The organism is Limosilactobacillus ingluviei str. Autruche 4, assembly GCF_000312405.1.
GTDB lineage: Bacteria > Bacillota > Bacilli > Lactobacillales > Lactobacillaceae > Limosilactobacillus > Limosilactobacillus ingluviei.
On record NZ_HE997173.1, the window covers coordinates 644,945 to 664,699 of the forward strand.

General features: G+C 50.8%; 24 protein-coding genes. 3 read left to right on the forward strand and 21 right to left on the reverse strand.

The features are described from left to right. Positions 1 to 67: 67 nt before the first annotated feature. The gene (gene yidC / locus BN54_RS03135) at positions 68 to 1,006 is read left to right on the forward strand and encodes a membrane protein insertase YidC (RefSeq protein WP_019205688.1); all 939 of its coding nucleotides are present in this window, start codon (positions 68 to 70) and stop codon (positions 1,004 to 1,006) included. 70 nt (positions 1,007 to 1,076) lie between these two features. Continuing rightward, complete coding sequence (locus BN54_RS03140; protein WP_019205689.1) at positions 1,077 to 1,487, forward strand: peptide deformylase; 411 nt, start codon at positions 1,077 to 1,079, stop codon at positions 1,485 to 1,487. 48 nt (positions 1,488 to 1,535) lie between these two features. On the opposite strand, the gene BN54_RS03145 is transcribed toward BN54_RS03140, so the two are convergent. From BN54_RS03145 to polA, 21 genes are all read right to left on the reverse strand, one after another. After that, positions 1,536 to 3,065 (reverse strand): HAMP domain-containing sensor histidine kinase, encoded by a 1,530-nt coding sequence (locus BN54_RS03145; protein ID WP_019205690.1) that lies wholly within the window; start codon positions 3,063 to 3,065, stop codon positions 1,536 to 1,538. A gap of 15 nt (positions 3,066 to 3,080) precedes the next feature. Then, positions 3,081 to 3,767 (reverse strand): response regulator transcription factor, encoded by a 687-nt coding sequence (locus tag BN54_RS03150; RefSeq protein ID WP_019205691.1) that lies wholly within the window; start codon positions 3,765 to 3,767, stop codon positions 3,081 to 3,083. Between the two features lie 152 nt (positions 3,768 to 3,919). Beyond that, positions 3,920 to 4,099, reverse strand: coding sequence for a 50S ribosomal protein L32 (gene rpmF / locus BN54_RS10010; RefSeq protein ID WP_081583797.1), 180 nt, complete (start codon positions 4,097 to 4,099; stop codon positions 3,920 to 3,922). Positions 4,100 to 4,151: 52 nt separating this feature from the next. Further along, positions 4,152 to 4,706, reverse strand: a complete 555-nt coding sequence (locus BN54_RS03155; RefSeq protein ID WP_019205692.1) for a YceD family protein — start codon at positions 4,704 to 4,706, stop codon at positions 4,152 to 4,154. A 53-nt stretch (positions 4,707 to 4,759) separates the two neighbouring features. Then, positions 4,760 to 5,902 (reverse strand): nucleotidyltransferase, encoded by a 1,143-nt coding sequence (locus BN54_RS03160; protein WP_019205693.1) that lies wholly within the window; start codon positions 5,900 to 5,902, stop codon positions 4,760 to 4,762. A gap of 5 nt (positions 5,903 to 5,907) precedes the next feature. Continuing rightward, positions 5,908 to 6,672 carry a class I SAM-dependent methyltransferase gene (locus BN54_RS03165; protein WP_019205694.1) on the reverse strand — a complete coding sequence of 255 codons (765 nt, stop codon included), beginning with the start codon at positions 6,670 to 6,672 and terminating at the stop codon, positions 5,908 to 5,910. Beyond that, a complete protein-coding gene (rsfS, locus tag BN54_RS03170; RefSeq protein ID WP_019205695.1) occupies positions 6,672 to 7,028 on the reverse strand; it encodes a ribosome silencing factor in 357 nt (118 codons plus the stop codon). The genes BN54_RS03165 and rsfS overlap by 1 nt, the downstream gene beginning before the upstream one ends. Next, complete coding sequence (gene yqeK / locus BN54_RS03175) at positions 7,028 to 7,639, reverse strand: bis(5'-nucleosyl)-tetraphosphatase (symmetrical) YqeK (RefSeq protein WP_019205696.1); 612 nt, start codon at positions 7,637 to 7,639, stop codon at positions 7,028 to 7,030. Before yqeK ends, rsfS begins: the two co-directional genes overlap by 1 nt. Then, positions 7,626 to 8,264: a nicotinate-nucleotide adenylyltransferase gene (locus tag BN54_RS03180; protein ID WP_019205697.1), complete on the reverse strand. Its 639-nt coding sequence runs from the start codon at positions 8,262 to 8,264 to the stop codon at positions 7,626 to 7,628. Before BN54_RS03180 ends, yqeK begins: the two co-directional genes overlap by 14 nt. Positions 8,265 to 8,290: 26 nt before the next feature. Beyond that, on the reverse strand, positions 8,291 to 8,602 hold the full coding sequence (gene yhbY / locus BN54_RS03185; RefSeq protein WP_019205698.1) for a ribosome assembly RNA-binding protein YhbY: 312 nt from the start codon (positions 8,600 to 8,602) through the stop codon (positions 8,291 to 8,293). A gap of 18 nt (positions 8,603 to 8,620) precedes the next feature. Next, on the reverse strand, positions 8,621 to 9,739 hold the full coding sequence (gene yqeH / locus BN54_RS03190) for a ribosome biogenesis GTPase YqeH (protein ID WP_019205699.1): 1,119 nt from the start codon (positions 9,737 to 9,739) through the stop codon (positions 8,621 to 8,623). Then, complete coding sequence (locus tag BN54_RS03195; protein ID WP_019205700.1) at positions 9,732 to 10,262, reverse strand: YqeG family HAD IIIA-type phosphatase; 531 nt, start codon at positions 10,260 to 10,262, stop codon at positions 9,732 to 9,734. The genes yqeH and BN54_RS03195 overlap by 8 nt, the downstream gene beginning before the upstream one ends. Positions 10,263 to 10,437: 175 nt before the next feature. Then, entirely contained in the window at positions 10,438 to 10,791 is a 354-nt protein-coding gene (gene rplT / locus BN54_RS03200) for a 50S ribosomal protein L20 (RefSeq protein ID WP_040469709.1), read from the reverse strand. A gap of 50 nt (positions 10,792 to 10,841) precedes the next feature. Beyond that, entirely contained in the window at positions 10,842 to 11,039 is a 198-nt protein-coding gene (gene rpmI / locus BN54_RS03205) for a 50S ribosomal protein L35 (protein ID WP_019205702.1), read from the reverse strand. Positions 11,040 to 11,058: 19 nt separating this feature from the next. Beyond that, positions 11,059 to 11,571: a translation initiation factor IF-3 gene (gene infC / locus BN54_RS03210; protein WP_019205703.1), complete on the reverse strand. Its 513-nt coding sequence runs from the start codon at positions 11,569 to 11,571 to the stop codon at positions 11,059 to 11,061. A gap of 224 nt (positions 11,572 to 11,795) precedes the next feature. Continuing rightward, positions 11,796 to 12,740 (reverse strand): primosomal protein DnaI, encoded by a 945-nt coding sequence (gene dnaI / locus BN54_RS03215; RefSeq protein WP_019205704.1) that lies wholly within the window; start codon positions 12,738 to 12,740, stop codon positions 11,796 to 11,798. 21 nt (positions 12,741 to 12,761) lie between these two features. Next, positions 12,762 to 14,123, reverse strand: a complete 1,362-nt coding sequence (locus BN54_RS03220; RefSeq protein WP_019205705.1) for a DnaD domain protein — start codon at positions 14,121 to 14,123, stop codon at positions 12,762 to 12,764. After that, a complete protein-coding gene (gene nrdR / locus BN54_RS03225) occupies positions 14,116 to 14,598 on the reverse strand; it encodes a transcriptional regulator NrdR (protein ID WP_019205706.1) in 483 nt (160 codons plus the stop codon). Before nrdR ends, BN54_RS03220 begins: the two co-directional genes overlap by 8 nt. 75 nt (positions 14,599 to 14,673) lie before the next feature. After that, entirely contained in the window at positions 14,674 to 15,285 is a 612-nt protein-coding gene (gene coaE, locus BN54_RS03230; RefSeq protein ID WP_040469886.1) for a dephospho-CoA kinase, read from the reverse strand. Beyond that, positions 15,278 to 16,117, reverse strand: a complete 840-nt coding sequence (gene mutM / locus BN54_RS03235; RefSeq protein ID WP_019205708.1) for a bifunctional DNA-formamidopyrimidine glycosylase/DNA-(apurinic or apyrimidinic site) lyase — start codon at positions 16,115 to 16,117, stop codon at positions 15,278 to 15,280. Before mutM ends, coaE begins: the two co-directional genes overlap by 8 nt. 128 nt (positions 16,118 to 16,245) lie before the next feature. After that, positions 16,246 to 18,912, reverse strand: a complete 2,667-nt coding sequence (polA, locus tag BN54_RS03240; protein WP_019205709.1) for a DNA polymerase I — start codon at positions 18,910 to 18,912, stop codon at positions 16,246 to 16,248. Between the two features lie 256 nt (positions 18,913 to 19,168). On the opposite strand from polA, the gene BN54_RS03250 reads away from it, so the two are divergent. After that, a complete protein-coding gene (locus BN54_RS03250; protein WP_019205711.1) occupies positions 19,169 to 19,729 on the forward strand; it encodes a phosphoribosyltransferase family protein in 561 nt (186 codons plus the stop codon). Positions 19,730 to 19,755: the final 26 nt, after the last annotated feature.

Consider the following 19,755-nt stretch of genomic DNA (forward strand, 5'->3'; position numbering starts at 1 on the left):
AATTTAGGTGTAAATCGGGTATGATTATTTTTTAGTGATGATAATCTTACTGAAGGATGGTTTACCAATGAAAAAAATTAAACGGCTCGGGACGCTGAGTGCCCTCGCCAGTTTGTTAGTCCTCCTGTCCGGCTGTGTCCGGGTCAAGGATGGCAAACCCTACGGCATGGTCTATGACTACCTGGCCAAACCGATGCAACACTTGATGGAATTTATTGCTCAACACATGGGAGGCAGCTACGGCTGGTCCATCGTCGTCATTGTGATTATTGTGCGATTGATCCTCTTGCCATCAATGATGAGTCAAATGAAAAAATCAACGTTGATGCAAGAACGCATGGCGATGGTTCAACCGCAAATGCGGGCCTTACAAGAAAAGCAAAAGCAGGCCAAAACCCCTGAAGAACAAGCCGCGATTGGCCAAGAAATGATGGCCTTTTACCGGGATAACAATATTTCAATGGTTGGTGGGATCGGGTGCTTGCCGCTTTTAATCCAACTTCCAATCTTTACCGCGCTGTACAACGCCATTCGCTACTCACCGGAGTTGTCAGTCGCCACCTTTATGGGGATTCCCCTCGGAAAACCCAGCTTCCTATTAGCCGCCCTATCCTTTGTGGCTTACCTCGTGCAAGCTTGGTTGTCAATGGTGGGGGTAACGCCGGAGCAAAAGAAGCAAATGCGGATGATGCTGTTCTTAAACCCGGTCATGATCGGGGGGATCAGCTTATCGTCTTCCGCCGGCCTCGGGGTTTACTTCTTTATCGGGGGACTGTTTGCCATCTTACAAACGCTAATGATTAACGCCTACCGCCCCCAATGGCGCAAGCAAATCAAAAAAGAATTGGCCAACCGGCCGCAACCAAAACCAACCAAGGTTGTTGCTCAGCCCACGACAACTAAACCCACGGCAGCCATCAACGCGTTGAAAAACACTACGCCAACCCAGCCCCGCAACGCTGGTAAACAGCGCAACGCCGGAAAGCAACACCGAAAGCCAAAGTAATTATTTCGGACTGGCCGTCAAGCTTCAGCTTGGCTGACCAGTCTTTTTAAGATTAATGGAGGAAAATTTCATGACCCAGCCTATCAATCGTAACCCCCTGAGCTTGCAACAGCCCAGTGTTCCCGCAACCTTAGCCGACTGGCCGGTCGCCCAAGAGCTCTTAGCAACTTTAGCTGCCCACCAAGCCGAATGTATTGGGATGGCGGCCAATATGATCGGAGTGCATAAACAAATCATTGCCGTCTGCCTTGGCCCCGTTAACGTCGCCATGCTCAATCCCGTCCTAGAAAAAAAGCGGCACCCCTATCAAACCACCGAGGGCTGCCTCTCCTTAAGTGGGCAACGCCCGACTACTCGTTACCAAGAAATCACGGTCCGCTACTTGGATCAACATGGTCAATTGCAACGGTTAAGCTTAAGCGGCATCGCTGCTCAAGCCGTTCAACATGAGCTTGATCATTGCCAAGGAATCCTAATTTAACCCAAAAAGCCAGCTGATCCGGCATCTACGGTTCAGCTGGCTTTTGCTTTATGAATGTTCTTTTTTATCGTGATGTTTGCGCCCCTTACCGGCCACTTTAGGTGTGGTATTGGTTGGCACAATTGGTAAGGTTAAGCGGAACAGGGAACCGGAACCGACCTGACTTTCCACGGTAATCGTCCCGTGGTAACCTTCGATCAGGCGCTTGGCAATGGCTAAACCGAGCCCATTGCCCCCCTTCTTGCGGCTCCGGGCTTTGTCGACCCGGTAAAACCGGTCAAAGACTTTCGACAGTTCCGCCGGGGAAATTCCTTCCCCAAAGTCTTGTACCCCAATTTCAACGGCCTGGAGGTTGCGGGAAAGCGACAAGTGGATCCGCTTTTGCTCACCAGAATATTTCACGGCGTTGTCACAGAGAATAATTAAAATTTGTTCTAAGTGATCCCGGTAAATCTTCACCACTTCATCATGCCGCAAATCATCATCCAACATGAATTCAAAATCGGGATGAATCATCTTAAAGTTATTGTAAACTTGATGCACCACTTCCCGCACAGGCGTCGTGGCATCATGGAAATTTAATTCCACTTGTTCCGCCCGTGACAAGTCCAACATCTCTTGTACCAGGCTGTTCATCCGGTTGGTTTCCGCAATCACCGCTGGAATGGACTCTTCCAAGACTTGCGGATCATCCTTGCCCCACCGCTGCAACATTTGCATATGGCCTTGAATAATCGCCACCGGGGTCCGTAATTCGTGCGAAACATCCCCCACAAACTGGGACTGTTGCTCAATATAGCGTTGCATCCGGTCGAGCATCGCATTAAAAATCTGGCTTAATTCAGCTAATTCATCGTGCCGGTTTAACTCGGGGACCCGTTGGTTTTTAGTCGGGTCATCCCGTAAAGCCAAAATTGTGGTTTGAATATCGTCTAAGGGCCGCAAAATCAAGTAGGATAAGCCGTAGCCCAACAGGCCACTGGCAATCACCACCAACGTTAAAGCCAGGCCGCTGATCAACAACAGCCGTTGATAACGTTGGTAGTAATTGTTGAGGTTGTTTTCAATTTGCAAATACCCCGTAAGGCGCTGGGTCTGGTGATTATACACCGGAATCCGCCCCACCAGCACCTTGTGGTGTCGTCCGGCGACCAACTTGATTTGTTCGTCCTTAACCGCGTGAAACGGCTTTTTTAATTGGCCCGTCGTAAAGACCAAGTGTTGGTCGCGATTATAAATCCCCACCACTAAATGCGAATTAGAGAAACCTTGAATCACCGGGCGCTGATAAACTTTGCCGGCGTCCGTTCCCTTTAGCGGGGCAGTCCGTTTTTGCAGTAAGTCATTCACCTGCTGACTGGTCAAATTATTGCTAGTCGTAACTTCGCCTAACTGACGACTAATGGTGACCAAATTGTCCTTGAGGGCCCGACGCTCCTGGTGCAACAAATCCCTGGTAAAACTGCCAAACAGGACCGTTACAACCACCAAGGAGATCAACAGTGAGCCCACCGCCGTCCCGAGGGCCCACTTCACCTTCAATGAGACAAACTTTGGCTTGGTTTGCTCATTTTCCATACTGCGCCTCTTTTTCTACGACCGAATGACGTAACCCGTTCCCCGGACCGTTTGAATGTAGCTCTTTTCACCCGGCCGATCAATCTTATTGCGCAAGTAACGAACGTACACATCCACAACATTCGTTTCGACCTTGGCATCATAGCCCCACACCTTGCTTAATAATTCCTTCCGTGACATCACCACGTTGATGTTTTCCATCAGGATCAACAACAATTCATACTCCCGCTTGGTCAGGTTAATGATTTCATCACCCCGTCGAACAACCCGGTTTTCCTTTTCAATCGTCAAGTCCTTGTAGTTCACCGTCGTTTGGTGACCGCCGTTAGCCCCACCTTCAATACTGATCCGGCGCAATAAAGCCCGGACCCGGGCCAACAGTTCTTCGATGGCAAACGGCTTGACGATGTAGTCATCGGCCCCGTGGTCCAAACCAGAAACCCGGTCAATCACCGAGTCCCGCGCGGTCATAATAATGATTGGCGTATCCTTAACTTCGCGCACCCGACGGGCCACTTCAATCCCGTTTAATTCTGGCAGCATCAGGTCCAACAAAATGACGTCAAAGTCTTGGTTCAAAGCCGCTTCCAACCCGGCCCGACCATCCAGCTCAACATCGGTTTCATAGCCATCATGCTTTAATTCCAGTTCAACGAAGCGGGCCAAGTTCTCTTCATCTTCGATAATCAAAATTCGACTCATTTTATCACCTTCACTACTCTCATAAATCTATTCAGTCTTATCAACATTTTAGCATACCCCGCCGATTTTCCCTAGGCAGGCCCGGGATTTCCCCATAAAAAAAGATCCCCTCAGGTCCGGCGCCTAGAGAGGATCTTTTCGGTTAAACGGCATTAGTTGTTGGCATTAACAACTTGCTTGCCATCGTAGTAGCCACATGATGGGCAAACCATGTGTGACTTCCGCAATTCACCGCAGTTTGGGCAAGGTGCCAAACCAGGAACAGTCAACTTGATGTGACCGCGACGATTGCGCTTCCGCGTCTTAGACGTCTTCCGTGCTGGAACAGCCATGTGTTACACCTCCTTAGATGTAATTTATCCACTTTTGGTTTTTAACCGTTCGCTAATGCTTTGAGTCCTGATCAGGAAATAATTCTTTTAACTTAGCGAGACGTGGATCAACAGAATCATTAGCTTCAGAAGCCACCGCCCCTTCTTCTTGGACGTCCCATCCTTTACCTTGGGGCATTGAATTACCAGCAGCTTCTAAAGGCGTCAACACCCGGCTGGGAATTTGCTCAATAATGTTTTCCATCACCGCTTCTTCAAAATCAATCGGCGTTTGGGCATCATCGAGCAAAAAGACCAGCGTTTGGGCTTCTTCGTACCGGTCAAGGTGCGTTTGGTCATTGGTATAACTTTCCGTAAAAGAAAAGTCCAATGGGAGCTCAACCGGGGTTAACGAACGCGTTGATGGGACGGTGACCGTCGTTTTAACGGTCGCAAAGATCGTCGCATCCCCGCGTTCATACATCACGCTTCCGTCAATCTTAACGGGGGCAACCGCTAAGATTTGATCCGGAAAGCGCGCCTTCATTGCATCATTTAACTCTAACTGCTTTTGCAGATGCATTGGTTCATCTGCATAGCGGCGAAGTTCACTTAAGGTCCACTTCATCCTTGTTCCTCCTAATGCAACGCGTTTTATTATACGCGGCGTGATCAGCCATGTCAATGTTTTTTGCTTGACAGCTTAATGATTGGGGCGTGTTTTAAATCTTGCTCCACTGGGGTAAAGAGTTGATACAGCTTCCCTGCCCGGTAATCCAAATTCATCAGGGTCGCTTTTTTATCCGCATCCACCTTAGTGATCAACGGGTATCGAACGATCTTTTTTAGCGCATGTAAATACGCCCGCCCTGGGGCCGTAAAACCCAGCACGTGATGGTAAGGCTGCGCATTTAAGACCTCCGTTTGGGTTGCTTCTAAGACCGTATATAAGCACAGCCGCAATAACCGGGCAAAGGTATAGCGCTTCGTTTTCACGGCGTGCAAAAAGCCATCAAACGTCAGCTCCCGACTGGCCGCTTCTTTCATCCGATATTCCAGGCCTTCACTCATTAAATAGATGTGCCGTAATTCGGTTACCGGCGCTTGAATCAAGTGGTTGCGCAACAGCGGGTAGAGCGCTTGCCAATTGGGGACACATGATAAATTTGCCAGGTCCTGAGCCGTTTGGGCTGGGACCACGTCATCAATGTCGGTCCGGTCTTGGACCGCCTGGCGAATGGCACTGGCACTGGCCAGGGTCGTTTGCAGCGATTGATCATGATAACCACTGCCCCGCCGTTGGATCGGGTACAGCTCCATTGACCACTTGTGTTTAGCGCGGGCCTTAAAGTACGAAAAAGCCAAAATATCGTTAGGATCGACTAGGCTCACCCCGGTTTGCTGGACTAATGCAGCATTAAACTGAGTAGCATAAGTCGCCCGGTAATTAGTAAATGCCGGCGCCGCAAAGGATGCTTCGGCTGCCACCAACCGTTCAAAATCCCAAGCCGGATGCTCAGCCCCAAAAACGACCGCAGCAACTTGTAAGTCATTTAGTAAACGCAGCGCCCCGGTCGCAAACCGTTGCCCGGGCTGAACAGCGTCGAAAAGCGGCAATTCAACCACGAGGTCAGCCCCATTAGCCAGCGCTTCTTGCGCCCGGGTCCATTTATCGACAATGGTTGGTTCACCCCGCTGGGTAAAATTTCCACTCATCACCACCACTACCACATCGGCTTGGGTTAAGCGCTTGGCCGTCTGTAAGTGGTAGAGGTGACCGTTATGAAATGGATTGTATTCGGTAACCAGACCCACCGCTTTCATCCTACTCACCCCTTTACTGCTTGACCAGGCTTTTGGACGGTAAAAAACCACCGGGTCGTTTGCGCTGCCGGTTTTTGGCGGCCAAAATCGGCACTGACTTGGATCTGCTCGTCGGCAAAGCCCGCTGCCTTTAAAGCGGCCCGGAAATCTGCCTGCTGATAGGTCCGCTCAAAGTGCTGCTCGCCAATTCGTTGATAGCTGCCGTCACCTTGGCGAATGAAAAACGCAAGGTCATGCACAACCCCATGGGCGATCGCATCATCAGCATAGCTGGCCCACAAAAAGGCCCGGGCGTGATCAGGATCTTCAAAATTATAGGTAAAACCCGGGTAAACCTCATCCGTTTGGTAGGGTGTAATCACGTCAAATAAAAAGTAGCCCCCCGGCACCAAGTGCTCGTACACGGCCCGGAAAGTTGCCGTTACGGCCGCTAAATCTGGTAGGTAGCACAAGGAATCGGCAAAGCAAGTGATTGCATCGTACTTGGGCAAGCCACTGAGGTCCCGCATATCAGCTTCCACCAAGTCAAAGTCGACTCCCGCCGCCTGCCGATGTTGGTCTGCCAATGCCAACATTTCCGCCGAAAAATCCGCATCAACGACCCGATAACCAGCTTGCGCCAATAATACCGCCAACCGGCCAGCCCCACCGGCCAAGTCCAAAAGATGGCGTCCCGCCGGTACGTGAGCTTGAACAAATTGCAACCAATCATCGTACAGCTGGGGATCAAACAATTCATCATACAGCTGTGCAAAGGTTTGATAAATCATTAGTCACTCAGCCACGCTGACAGATTAACCAGGGGTGCTTCCGACCATAATTTTTCCAAGTTATAGAACTGTCGCGTTTCTTCACGGAAGACGTGTACAACAACGTCCCCTAAGTCAATTAAAATCCATTGGGCCGCATCTTTCCCTTCGACGCTGCCAATTTCCACGTGATTTTCGTGGGCCATCTCCACAATCGCGTTGGCAATTGCTTGGACCTGCCGGTTCGAACTCCCCGTCATCGTAACAAAGTAATCCGCCATCGGCGTCAATTGGTCGACTTGCATGGCCACAATGTCTTCCGCCCGCCGCCCATCGGCTGCTTTAACAACTTTTTCTAAGAGTGCTTTACTTTCCATTATTTAATTTCCTTCCTGTATGGTGGGACCCAAGCATTGTAAGTCGCCAGGGTCTTCGGATAAACTGGCTTGCCCTTTTGGGTCAGGTACGTTAAAGTTTGCTGCGTTTGGTAGGCTACCCCAAACGCCAAGTTCTTTTTCGTTAGTTCGCGGGCCCGCTCAACGCCCGGAAAATCACGGCCGGGTTCGATGTAATCAGCCATGTAAATAACCTGGGCCAAGGGGGTCATAAAGGCTGCCCCGGTCGTATGCTGCCGGATCGCATTCAAAATATCTTCATTTTGGACCCCTAATTCGGCCTTTACCAACTCCGCGCCGACAACCCCATGCCAAATGGCGTTACCATAGTTCAACAATTCCGGTGCCAAGTGGTTAGCCTTGATCACCCGCACGAAATCTTCATCCGGGCGTTGCTTAGCATAATCATGACACAAAGCTGCCACACTGGCGGCTTCTAAATCAACGTGATTGGCCTTAGCTAAGGTCAATGCGGTCTGCTCAACCCGTAAGACGTGTTCAAACCGGGCCGGTTTTAACGCCGCTTTTAAGCGCTCGACCAATTCCGGGCGACTGAGGGGTAAGTAATGTTTATGATACTTAATTTCTGCCATGGTACAAATCATGCTCCTTTATATATTGCTCCACACGCGTTGGTACCAAGTAGCGAATTGATTCCCCCTGGGCAATCCGTTGGCGGATATCGCTTGAGGCAATCTGCACTTCTGGTACATCAACCCAAATCACGGGATATTGACTTTCATTTTTGGCGCCTGGCCGGCGCACCGCGACAAAATTGACGATTTTCAGTAAATCATTGATGCGGTACCATTTCGGCAGGTAATCAACCATGTCGCCCCCAATGATGAAATAGTAATCATTTTCTGGATGGGCTTCCTTTAACTGTTTAACCGTTTCGTAGGTATAACTGACCCCACCCCGCTGAATTTCCGCCAACTCAAGACCAAAGAGCGGATTATCTTGAATTGCCAAGCGCAACATGGCGACCCGGTCGGTGGCATCGATGGCCGTTTTTTTATCCACGTGCGGTGGCACGGCATCTGGTAAAAAGTCGACCCGATTCAAACGCAACGCATGGCCAACCTGATCCGCAACCATTAAATGCGCGGTATGAACGGGATTAAAGGTTCCCCCATATAACCCGATACGTTGCCGCCGGCGGGTTTGAACCGGCGCAACTTGAACTTGTGGAATTGCTTCAAGCGTTACCTGTTCCATGACTGTTCCCCCTCATGCTAGCCAATTTATAGTTTGGCAACTTGAATGGAGAGATCCTGGAATTGGGGCTTAGAAGCCGGCTTAAAGAGCACCAAGACCCGTCCAATCGTTTGCACCACTTGAATCTCACTGTGGGCTTCAATGTAATCCTTAACTTCTGTCACATCAACGCTGGTATTTTGCAACAGGTTAACCTTGATCAGTTCCCGGTGTTCCAAGGCACCCGTTAATTGGGCCACCCACGCCGGGGTCAACCCATTTTTACCAACGGCAAATAAGGGTTGCAAGTGGTTGGCTTGCGCCCGTAAAAATCGTTTTTGCTTTCCGCGTAATTGCATCTTTTTTCCTCACTTTTATTAAATCATCGCTGGGCGCAACAGGACCGCTACTCCCTTGGGGGCCCAACCGGCAACCGTGACCCCCTTAGGAACGGTGATCCATCCCAGCCCTTCAAATACCAAATCGCTTTTCACCGTGGTCTTAAATTCATAGCGGACCAGTGGTGGCAGTTGCGCCAATTGGTCCGTTCGAGGGGGCGTCAATAATTCACCGATATGGCGAGCATAAAACTGGTCGGCATTAGCCAGCTTGGTCCGGTGCAAGGGTAAATTGTTGTCAAAATACGCCACGATCCCAGCCCGCGGTCCTTTAAGATAGTCAAACCGACCGAGCCCACCCAAAAAGATCGTTTGCTGATCATTTAACTGGTACGTCTTCGGCTTAATTTCTTTTTGCGGCGCTACCAACCGCAAATCTTCAGCTGGTAGGACGTGAGCCATTTGCTCTTGGTGAATAATCCCCGGGGTATCGACTAATTGGTGGCCATCGTCGAGCGGAATTTCGATCTTATCCAACGTGGTCCCCGGAAAGCGCGAAGTCGTAATTAAATCTTGCACGCCGGTCCGTTGCTTGATAATTTGATTGATCAAGGTCGATTTTCCAACGTTTGTAACCCCCACCACGTAGACGTCCCGGTCACCACGCAATTGTTCAATTTGGTCTAAGAGGGCTTCAATTTGGTGATTCTTCTTAGCAGAAACCAAAGTCGTCCCCACCGGTCGAATCCCCGCTTGATTGGCTTGCTGGCGCAGCCAATCCGTCAGCTTAGAACGCCGTAAGGAGCGCGGCAACAAGTCTTCTTTATTTCCAACCAGTAAGACCGGATTATCCCCCACAAACCGGTGCAAGCCCGGAATCAGGCTGCCGTTGAAATCGAAAATATCCACCACGTACACAATCAGGGCCTGGGCATCTCGAATCTGATTCAACAGCTTTAAAAAATCATCATCCGTCAACGCTACGGGCGCAATTTCATTGTAGTGGCGCAAGCGAAAACACCGTTGGCAATATAACTCACCGCTGGCCAGGCCGCGCTCCAAAGCAGATTGCGGCGTGTAACCCAACCCTTGCTGATCAGTCGTTTGAATCACACTTCCACAACCAATACACCGTAATTCTTCTTGTTGGTCAGTCATTTAATCCCTCCTGCCAAGTTTGTTCTGGATACTTCTTTTGGAGTGCTTGTTTAACAAAGCGTTCTAAAAACCGGTTGATCTTAGTGTTCCATTGATCGCTGGTCACCAGCGGTTGGACTAGGATACACCGGACGCCAGCCGCGTGGGAAGCCGCGACATCCGTTAAATATTGATCACCCACCATCACGACTTCATCTGGCTGCAAGCCTAGGTCCCGGTACGCCCGTTTAATCCCGATCCCCAATGGCTTTAAGGCCCGGGCAACAAACGGCAATTGCAACGGGGCGACTGCTTTGGCGACCCGCCGCCGGTTGTTATTGGAAACCACCACTAACGGGATCCCTTCAGCGGCTAGCGCTTCCATCCAAGCGCGCAACTGAGGCGTCCCATCGGGGTTATTCCAGGCAATCAAAGTATTGTCTAAATCACTTAAAACAGCCTTGATCCCCGCCTGCTTCAGTTCTGTTGGGGAAACTTGATATATCGATTTTACCATCCAAGTGGGCTTGAAAATCTCTAACACTGCTTAATTCCTCACCTAATTGTTAATCATGCTAATTATACCGGGGGAGCTTTAGCGGTTCAATTCAAACGACCAATCCAATCCCGGGCACTGTCCACGCGAAAACCAAAGTTAAAAAAAGATTAGGGCTAGTCCTTGAACCGTCCTAATCTTTTTTGGGCTTGATTAATTAAGTTTAGTTCAAAGCCTTCTTAGCTTCGTCAACCAATGCCTTAAAAGCGTCAGCATCGTTAACAGCCAAGTCTGCCAACATCTTGCGGTTGATGTCAATGTTAGCCAGCTTCAAACCGTGCATCAGCTTGGAGTAGCTGATCCCGTTCATGCGGGCCCCAGCGTTGATCCGGGCAATCCAGAGTTCACGGAAGTTACGCTTGTTAGCCTTCCGGTCACGGAAAGCGTACGTGTAACCCTTCATGACTTGGTCCTTCGCCGTCTTGAACAAGCGGTGCTTAGAACCAGTGTAACCCTTTGCCAACTTCATGATGCGCTTCCGACGTGCGCGCGTAACTGTTCCACCCTTAACTCGCATAGTGGTAACCTCCTAGAATTTTTTGCTTAATTTTGGTTGGTCGCTGCTAATTACTTAGCAGGAATCATCTTCTTGTAACGCTTTACGTTGGACTTGTCCATCATCGACAGCCCCCGTAATTGACGACGTTGCTTCTTGGTCTTACCGTGGAAACGGTGACTGGTGAAAGAGTTACCGCTCTTGAATCCACCCTTAGCAGTCCGCTTGAAACGCTTAGCAGCAGCGCGATTAGTCTTCATCTTTGGCATAACGATTTCCTACCTTCTTTTATTTTTTTGCCTTGTCGTTGAGCGGAGCCAACGTTAAGAACATGCTCCGCCCTTCCATCTTTGGTCGTTGCACAACCGTTGCGATGTCCTTGGTTTCTTCAGCCATCTTTTCAATCATGTCGCGACCGATATCCTTGTGCGTGATCGCCCGACCACGGAAGCGCAGTGAGACGCGGACCTTGTCACCCTTTTCGATGAACTTGCGGACCCGGCCTAACTTCACGTTAAAGTCGTTCGTATCAATCGTGGGACTCAACCGAATTTCCTTGACGGCAACCGTCTTTTGGTTCTTCCGGGCTTCCCGTTCCTTCTTTTGCATTTCAAAACGGTACTTCCCGTAGTCCATAATCCGTGCAACCGCCGGCCGTGCCTTTGGCGCAACTAAGACGAGGTCTAAGTCTGCCTCTTCAGCCATCCGTAAAGCTTCTTCCTTGGTCTTAACCCCAAGTTGCTCACCGTTTTGGTCGATCAGCCGGACTTCTTTGGCCCGAATACCGTTATTGACAATCATTCCCTGAGCTATGGCAACACACCTCCGATTTTTTTAAGTGGAAAGATCAAGCAAAAAGGCGGGGTAAAACACCCCGCCGCAAAACTACCGAGAATCCTCTCGATCGTCGTACTTCAACTCGTCAGCCCGGCGACACTTATCACCAAGGCGAGAAGCGGGTGCTTCTGCTTTTTTCTTTCAACATTTACTAGCTTATGTGATTTAAAGTGGAAAGTCAAGCCTTTTTAAGAATTTCCCAGTTTTTGCCGCAAATTATCGCCCTCAACAACAATTTCGCGCGATAAAAACCGAATCCGTTCCATGATCCGCATGGCCTTTAGCGGTTCTTGATTTCCCTGGTTGTCGATCGCCAAATGATCGACCAATTGGGCCATCGTGAAATTCGAAGTAAAGAAGGTCGGTAATTCTTCTTGCATCCGGTATTCCAAAATTACCCCCAGCACTTCGTCGCGTACCCAAGCCGAGAGCGCATCCGCACCAATATCGTCCAACATCAAGACCGGGACTTGTTTGATCCGGTCCCGTTCCTGGTCGGTCGTATTTTTCCCAATTGAACTCTTCATTTTAACCGCAAAGGACGGAAAATGTACTAACGTCGTCTGCACGCCCTGGTCTGCTAACTGATTGGCAATTGCTCCTAATAAATAGGTCTTGCCCACCCCAAAGCTGCCGGATAAATACAGCCCCGGAACAAACCGGTTCGGGCTGTATTGTTTGACAAACATCAAGGCGCGCTCTAGCGCTTGATTGCGGCTTGGCGTCGCATTCGGGCCCTCGCGAAAGAAGGCATCGAAGCTAGCTTGGCGAATGAATTTGGGCATGCTGATTGGGGTCACCCGAGCTAAACGGGCTGCCTTGGCGCGTTGGGCTTTTAACTGGTCCGTTGGCACATAGGCCACGTCAATTTGGCCGGCGGAGACAACGAGCTTCGGAACATACCCCGGCGCTACGCTAACCCGCCCTTGATTGGCCAAGTTTCGTTCGTGCACGTATTCATACAATTTTGCCCGCCCCCGCTGAATGCTTTGTGCGCTTAATTCACTTTGGTGGGCCTGCAAAAAGGCCTGCACTTCAGGATCAGCAAAAACTTCCGTCATGAGCTGCTGGTAACTTTCATTGCCAGCCTGCTGGGCCAATAAATGGTCAAGGGTCTGATTCAGGGATTCCATTTTGGCACCTCCTTTCAAGCATTACTGTTTCTTGTCTGGCGAATCACTTTTCAAATCGGCCAGCAAATCTTCAATCTTTTGCACACTGGCAGAACTGACCGCGGCTGACGAGGCCGCTGGCTTCGCCTGTTTGGCCCAATCTGGCAATTGTTCTTTAATCCGCGGCCGCTTAGTATACTTGCCCTTCGGTTGGTTGCGCTGGGCCAAGCGGGCTTGTTTTTGCTGTTGGTGGCGCTGAGCTTGGCGCAACGCGTCAGCCGCCGAAGCCACCCCGAGACTTTGCCAGGTCGACGCGATTGAATTAGCTAAGTTCGCTACTAAATTGGGCATTTCTTGATCGACCAACAAGTACCAGGTCAAAACATTCAACGCCCCGTTGGACAAACGACTGTTTTGGGCCAGCTCCGTCAACGTTCGCTGTTCAGCCGGGGTTACAAAGCCCCCCTTTTGTTCCTTTAACTGCCGTAAAAATTCAACCGGCGGCACCTGATTCGCTAAATTAACCAGCTGGCGCATGGCTGCTGACAGCCCGGTCATATCATCAGTCTCCGATGTGCTTGACGGTGGGGCCGCCGGCGGCTGATTAGCCGCTTGAACTTGGCGCTTAAAACTCAGTTCATTAAACTGGTTGGTCGCCATATCCGTTGCCCGGGCGGCTAAGTTCGCCAGTTGAAATTCATCCATCGCATACAGGCGGTGTTCAGCCAAAATTAAATTTTGGGCAGCTTGCAAAGCCGCTTGGGGAACCCCGAGACTAGCTGCTTGTTGTAAAAAGAAGCCAAAGTCAAAATCCGGGGCAGTAACTTGCGCTGGCGCGGCCGCTTGGATCAGGCCTTGCCGGGCTTTTTGCAAGGCCTGATCATCTTGGGCCTTGGTTGTTTCATCCGGCTTAAACACCGCAAAAAAGCTCTTGGTCACTTGCTTGAGCGAACTGGTATCCAAGCTAAATTGCTGGGCTTGGCGCGCCAATTGATCAAAACGGGCGGCGCCAACTTGTTGTAATAACAAGACCGATAATAAGTCATCTGCTAACAATTCACCGGGCCGCAAGGGCGGTTGCAGTTCAAAGACAAAGACCACGCCCAGTTCACTTGCTTGTTCAAAGGTTTTCACCAAGCGTAAGGCTTCTAAGCGATCCAACGCCGTCGTCAATTCGCGGATCCCCGTGTTCAGTTGCACCAGTAGTTGATTAATCCGGGCGGGCGCCGTTAATAACGGTTGGGGGTGCAGCTCCGTTGCCAGAGCCAGCAACACCCCTAGCGCCGCTGAGCCTAACAAGGGCTGATAATACGGCACAAACGTCGGCTGCGAAAGCCCAGTAAAATTAGCCCCGGCACTGATAACATAGTGGCTCTTAGGGGTCAGCGGTGAACGCTCAAGCATGGGTTGGCCCCTCGGTTTGGTGCTGTTTGGCCACGATGGCTTCTAATTCGCTCATAAAAGCATCGACGTCTTTAAACTGGCGGTACACGCTGGCAAAACGGATGTAGGCAATCTGGTCAACTTCTTGCAACTCATTCATGACAAATTCCCCAATCACCTGACTGGAAACTTCATTTTCGCCCAAGCGCCGCACCCGGGCTTCAACATTGGCCGCAATATCCGTCAACTTTTCCATGCTGACCGGCCGCTTTTCGGCCGACCGCACCAAGCCGTTTAACACTTTTTGCCGGCTAAATTCTTGCCGGGTGCCGTCTTTTTTAACCACCAGCAACGGCGTCTCTTCATAGCGTTCAAACGTGGTAAACCGGAACCCACAATGGGTACACTCCCGCCGCCGGCGAATAAAGGTTCCATCTTCACTGGGCCGACTATCCACCACCCGCGAGCCATTACGCTGACAATGTGGACAAATCATGCGCTCCCCTCCTCAATCAAGGGCCATCCGTTGGTTAGGGCAGTCCCAACCCCGGCCCTGAGCTTAACTAATTATTTAATTATACCATACCGGCAAAAGCCACTGAAACAGCCAGGCCATAACTTGGTGGTGGGTTTGAGCCACACTGCCTTCGTTGTTAATCACAACTTGGGCGCGCGCTGCCTTTTTAGCCAAAGGCCACTGGGCATTAATCCGCTGGTGGGCAGTTGTTTCATCATAGCCATTGCGGGCCATCAGGCGGCGCAATTGGGTCGCCGCGCTGACCTGAACCACCATCACCGCATCGCAAAGCGTTTCGTAGCCCCCTTCATATAAGAGCGGCACATCCAAGATCACTAAACGCACCCCGGCTTGGCGGGCCTGGGTGAGTTGCCAAACAATTTCTTGGTGAATTAAAGGCCCCAAAATGCCATTGAGCTTCGCTTCGGCCGCGGGGTGACCAAAGACCATTTGCCCCAATTGGGCGCGTTTGAGCGTCCCATCAGGGGCCAGGATCGTCGGCCCAAAGGCGGCTACCAAACGCGCTAACCCCGGCTGATGCGGGGCCACCACCTGACGCGCTACCAAATCGCCATCAATCACAACCGCCCCTTGCTGGTGCAAAAAGCGTGACACGGTTGATTTACCGGTCGCAATCCCGCCGGTCAGCCCCAATACCTTAGTCATCACTGGCTACCAAGGGTTGGCAATGTGGACAAAACGTCGTCCCGCGCTGGGCGACCTTAATTTTAACCAACTTGGTGCCACAACGCCGGCACGCTTCCCCGCTGCGGCCATATACATCGAGCTGATTTTGAAATTCTCCCGCATCCCCGAAGGCATTCTTAAAGGTATGCACGGTCGTCCCGTGATGCTTGGTCGCCCGGGCCAATTCGTGAATGATGTTGTCCCGCAACTGAGCAACCTTCGCCGCCGGAATCGTATTGGTGGGCTGCTCGGGATTGATTTTTGTCTCCCACAAGACCTCATCAACATAGATATTTCCTAACCCAGCCACGTGGGATTGGTCTAATAAAAAGGGCTTGATCTTGCTGCGTGACTTGTGCATGATTTCCTGCAAATACGTCGTTGTCAACGTGGCGGCGGTGGGTTCGGGCCCAATCTTGGCCAAGCCCCCGTAATTCATTTCCGTTCCCGTGGTCACTAAGTGCATCCGCCCAAATTTACGGGTATCACGGTAACCCAAATCAGTCCCATCAGTAAAGTGGAACAGCACGTGGACGTGTTTATCGATCGTGGTGCCAGTGGGTTGGTTAAAGTAACTGCCCTCCATCCGCAAATGCGAAATCATCGTCAACTGGTTGCTAAACCGGAACAGCAGGTACTTGCCCCGCCGGTCGATCGTTTCGATCGTTTGCCCAACTAAAGCTTCTTTAAATTCGTCCACTGGATTTTCAATCATCTTCGGGTAAAAAATATCGATCCCCTGAATTTGTCGGCCGGCCGCAATCCGCAACAGGCCCCGCCGGACCGTTTCAACTTCTGGCAATTCTGGCATAAAATCGCTCACTTTCCTTTTTTAGCCATATTATAGGCAGTTTCATCGTGTTTTCACAAGGCTTGTGCCTGTTTTCCGCTCAAAATAAAAAGGCGGGGGAACCACCTTGGTTCCACCACCCCAATGCACTAATCCGGCAATTTCTTTAAATCATACCAGGTGGCCCCGGCCTTTTTTTCGACCTTCAGCGGTACTGCCAACTGCATGGCTGAGTCCATTACTTCTGGTACCACCTGCGCCAGTTGCGGAATTTCTTCCGCCGGCGCTTCAAAGACCAGTTCGTCATGAATTTGCAACAGCATCCGCGCTTGCAGCCCGTGGGCCTGCAAGGCAGCTGGCATCTTAATCATCGCCATCTTGATAATGTCAGCCGCACTGCCTTGGATCGGGGTATTCATCGCCGTTCGTTCCGCAAACGAGCGTAAGTTAAAACTTTTAGCGTGAATATCCGGCAAATAACGGCGCCGGTGCGTCAGCGTTTCAACGTAGCCTTGTTCCCGGGCACTGGCCACAATGTCATGGATATACTTTTCAACCCCCGGAAATTCCGCAAAGTAGGCTTGAATAAATTCATGGGCCTGCTTACGAGTCACGTGAATATTTTGGGCCAAGCCAAAGTCGGAAATGCCATACACAATCCCAAAGTTAACCGCTTTGGCCTGCCGCCGCATATTGGGATCAACTTCTTCATCTGGCAAAAGGTGGAAGATCCGCCGCGCCGTGGCCGCGTGAATGTCTTCCCCCGCCAAAAAGTCGGCCTGTAAATTGGCATCTCCCGTTACATGGGCTAACACCCGCAGTTCCACTTGCGAGTAATCAGCTGAGAAAATTTGCCAACCGGGTTGACTGGGAACAAAGGCCTTGCGAATTTTGCGCCCTTCTTCCAAGCGCACCGGAATATTTTGCAAATTCGGGTCCACTGAAGACAAACGCCCCGTCGCCGTTAAGGTTTGTAAATAACGGGTGTGAATCTTGTCATCGGCATGAATTACCTTCAACAACCCGGCGATATAAGTGGATTGCAACTTGGCAATTTGCCGGTAGGCCAAGATCTTATTGATGATCGGATGCTGATCAACCAATTTCTCCAAGACCGCCACCGAAGTCGAATAACCCGTCTTGGTCTTTTTAATCGGCCGCAAGCCCAATTGATCAAACAAGATCGTGCCCAGCTGCTTAGTCGAATTGATATTGAATTCTTCGCCGGCATCCTGATAAATTGCCGTTTCTAATTCGCTGAGCCGTTCTGATAATTGACTGCCCATCGCTTCTAGGGTCGCCTTTTCAACCTTGATCCCCGCCATTTCCATCTGCGCTAACACCGTACTCAAGGGGCGCTCGATTTGGGTATACAGTGGCCATTGCTCGTTGGCCTTTAATTTGGCCACTAATTGGGGTTGCAGCTTGGCAATCGCCTGTCCCTTGGCTGCCAAGTGCCGCAAAAAGACCGCATCATCAGTTGGAAGTTGGCGTTTGGCCCCCTTGCCATACAATTCTTCGTCGGACAAAATGGCCAAATAGTCATGTTCGTGCGCCAATGTCCCCACGTCATCCGCATTCAAAGTTGGATTCAGCAAATACGACGCCAGCAGCAAATCAAAATCGATCCCGGTCAAATCAATCCCCAAGCGGTGCAACAAGACCAGGTGGGCTTTGGCATTGAACAGGTTAATCGCGACCTTGGGATCGGCCAATAACCCTTTAATTGGTGCTTGGGTCAATAAGGTCTCGTCTCGACTGGCAAACCAATGCTGACCATCACCCAAGGCAAAGCCCTCCACTTTAGCCAGGTGGTAATTCGCTTGGGATTGTTCGAGGTGCAACGTCAACGGCGCCTTCAGCTGCCCAACGGCCGCTAAGTTTTCAGCCGTGAGCGGGGTGAAAGCAACCGCCGTTTCCCCGCTCGGCGCCGTGGCTTCATCCGGGGTCAGCTTGGTTAAAAAGGACTTAAAATCCAGTTCTTGATACAGGTCCACCAGCGCCGCATGATCCGGCCCCGTGTAGGTCAAATCGGCCAAGCTCACCGTGACCGGCGCATCCCGCCGAATCCGGGCCAGATCTTGGCACTTGAAGGCAATCTCTTTTTCATTGATCAGATTTTCCTTGCGCTTGCTCTTTTTCATCTCAGCAATGTGCTCGTATAAGCCAGTCAACGAACCATACTCTTGAATCAGGCTGATCGCCGTCTTTTCCCCGATCTTGGTGACCCCTGGGTAATTATCCGAGCTATCCCCCATCAGCGCCTTGACGTCAATAAATTGGGTCGGCGTCACCCCCAGCTTTTCGAGCATATAAGCCGGCGTAAAGTGTTCGGTTTGAGTGACCCCTTTCTTGGTCACGGCAACCGTCGTGTGCTCCGTAGCCAGCTGGGTCAAGTCGCGGTCCCCAGACACAATCAAGGTTTCGTAGCCCGCTTGATCCCCGGCTTGGGCTAGCGTCCCAATAATGTCATCAGCCTCATAATTAGGCAGTTCGTAAGCGTGCATCCCGCTGGCCTTGACCAACTGGCGCACATAGGGAAATTGCTCCGTCAATTCCGTTGGGGTTTGATTGCGCCCCGCTTTATACTCCGCGTAGCGTTCCGTTCGAAAGGTCGTCTTCCCCGCATCAAAGGCCACCAACGCGGCATCGGGCTGAAAATCCGCCAGAATATGGTCCAACATTAACTTAAAACCATAAATTGCCGCCGTATGCAGCCCCGCCTGGTTGGTAAAGCGGTCCATTTGCGTATGCATCGCAAAAAAGGCCCGAAAGACAATGCTGTTTCCATCAATCAATAATAATTTTTTGGTCATTTACCTCGTCCTTTCCGATCGCGTCAATTTCATTGTAACAAAAAAGTGGAGTCTCCCCCACCCTTCTTTTATTTCCTATTTCCCCCGGTGAAGGTTGCCAACCAAACTACCGACGTCAACCCGCCCTGGGAAAACGGCCGCCGGCAGGCCCAGCCAAACAAAATTGACAATTTTCGTCCGCAACGGTAAGATAATACCGTTAAAGGCGATCTTAATAAGTATTTTGAGCTCATATTGTTCGGGAAAAGGAGAAATCATGGAATACCAACTAACCATCGGCAACCAAACTCGCCGTTTGCCACTCGTGCCCATTAATGCAACCACCGCGATTGCTTCCTTTGTTTTGTTAGGCGATGATGACTTGACCTATCAAGCTGCCCAGCTATTGGCAGCCCGCTTAACCACCCCCTTCGATTACCTGGTTACCGTAGAAAGCAAGGGCCTGACCTTAACACACGATTTAAGTCGCTTGACCAACCATCCCCGCTCCTTTGTCATCCGCAAAAGCATTAAAAGCTACATGCAACAGCCACTGACCACCACGGTCAAATCGATCACAACCGCCCAGGCGCAAACCTTGGTCCTGGACGGGGCAGATGCAGCCGCCCTGCAAGGAAAAAAAGTGATCCTCGTCGATGACGTAATCAGTACTGGCGAATCATTGAAGGCCGCCGAAAGCCTCCTCCAGCAAGCTGGCAGCACCGTCGTCGGTAGGGCGGCCGTCCTTGCCGAGGGGGCCGCCCAAAAACGTACGGACGTGACCTTTTTGGCCCCGCTGCCCCTCTTTAACTTAGATGGTACTCCCCAACCTGCTTAGACAATCAAAAACAGCGTTGAATTAAT

Bases quoted from the DNA above. Each gene is read 5' to 3' on its own strand.
- nrdR (WP_019205706.1), bottom strand. From the start codon at position 14,598: ATGATTTGTCCACATTGTCAGCGTAATGGCTCGCGGGTGGTGGATAGT.
- polA (WP_019205709.1), bottom strand. From the start codon at position 18,912: ATGACCAAAAAATTATTATTGATTGATGGAAACAGCATTGTCTTTCGG.
- rplT (WP_040469709.1), bottom strand. From the start codon at position 10,791: ATGCGAGTTAAGGGTGGAACAGTTACGCGCGCACGTCGGAAGCGCATC.
- BN54_RS03180 (WP_019205697.1), bottom strand. From the start codon at position 8,264: ATGGAACAGGTAACGCTTGAAGCAATTCCACAAGTTCAAGTTGCGCCG.
- yqeH (WP_019205699.1), bottom strand. From the start codon at position 9,739: ATGACTGACCAACAAGAAGAATTACGGTGTATTGGTTGTGGAAGTGTG.
- BN54_RS03160 (WP_019205693.1), bottom strand. From the start codon at position 5,902: ATGAAAGCGGTGGGTCTGGTTACCGAATACAATCCATTTCATAACGGT.
- rpmF (WP_081583797.1), bottom strand. From the start codon at position 4,099: ATGGCTGTTCCAGCACGGAAGACGTCTAAGACGCGGAAGCGCAATCGT.
- rsfS (WP_019205695.1), bottom strand. From the start codon at position 7,028: ATGGAAAGTAAAGCACTCTTAGAAAAAGTTGTTAAAGCAGCCGATGGG.
- BN54_RS03250 (WP_019205711.1), top strand. From the start codon at position 19,169: ATGGAATACCAACTAACCATCGGCAACCAAACTCGCCGTTTGCCACTC.
- BN54_RS03155 (WP_019205692.1), bottom strand. From the start codon at position 4,706: ATGAAGTGGACCTTAAGTGAACTTCGCCGCTATGCAGATGAACCAATG.
- infC (WP_019205703.1), bottom strand. From the start codon at position 11,571: ATGATTGTCAATAACGGTATTCGGGCCAAAGAAGTCCGGCTGATCGAC.
- coaE (WP_040469886.1), bottom strand. From the start codon at position 15,285: ATGACTAAGGTATTGGGGCTGACCGGCGGGATTGCGACCGGTAAATCA.
- BN54_RS03145 (WP_019205690.1), bottom strand. From the start codon at position 3,065: ATGGAAAATGAGCAAACCAAGCCAAAGTTTGTCTCATTGAAGGTGAAG.
- dnaI (WP_019205704.1), bottom strand. From the start codon at position 12,740: ATGGAATCCCTGAATCAGACCCTTGACCATTTATTGGCCCAGCAGGCT.
- rpmI (WP_019205702.1), bottom strand. From the start codon at position 11,039: ATGCCAAAGATGAAGACTAATCGCGCTGCTGCTAAGCGTTTCAAGCGG.
- BN54_RS03220 (WP_019205705.1), bottom strand. From the start codon at position 14,123: ATGCTTGAGCGTTCACCGCTGACCCCTAAGAGCCACTATGTTATCAGT.
- yhbY (WP_019205698.1), bottom strand. From the start codon at position 8,602: ATGCAATTACGCGGAAAGCAAAAACGATTTTTACGGGCGCAAGCCAAC.
- BN54_RS03165 (WP_019205694.1), bottom strand. From the start codon at position 6,672: ATGATTTATCAAACCTTTGCACAGCTGTATGATGAATTGTTTGATCCC.
- yqeK (WP_019205696.1), bottom strand. From the start codon at position 7,639: ATGGCAGAAATTAAGTATCATAAACATTACTTACCCCTCAGTCGCCCG.
- BN54_RS03150 (WP_019205691.1), bottom strand. From the start codon at position 3,767: ATGAGTCGAATTTTGATTATCGAAGATGAAGAGAACTTGGCCCGCTTC.
- BN54_RS03140 (WP_019205689.1), top strand. From the start codon at position 1,077: ATGACCCAGCCTATCAATCGTAACCCCCTGAGCTTGCAACAGCCCAGT.
- yidC (WP_019205688.1), top strand. From the start codon at position 68: ATGAAAAAAATTAAACGGCTCGGGACGCTGAGTGCCCTCGCCAGTTTG.
- mutM (WP_019205708.1), bottom strand. From the start codon at position 16,117: ATGCCAGAATTGCCAGAAGTTGAAACGGTCCGGCGGGGCCTGTTGCGG.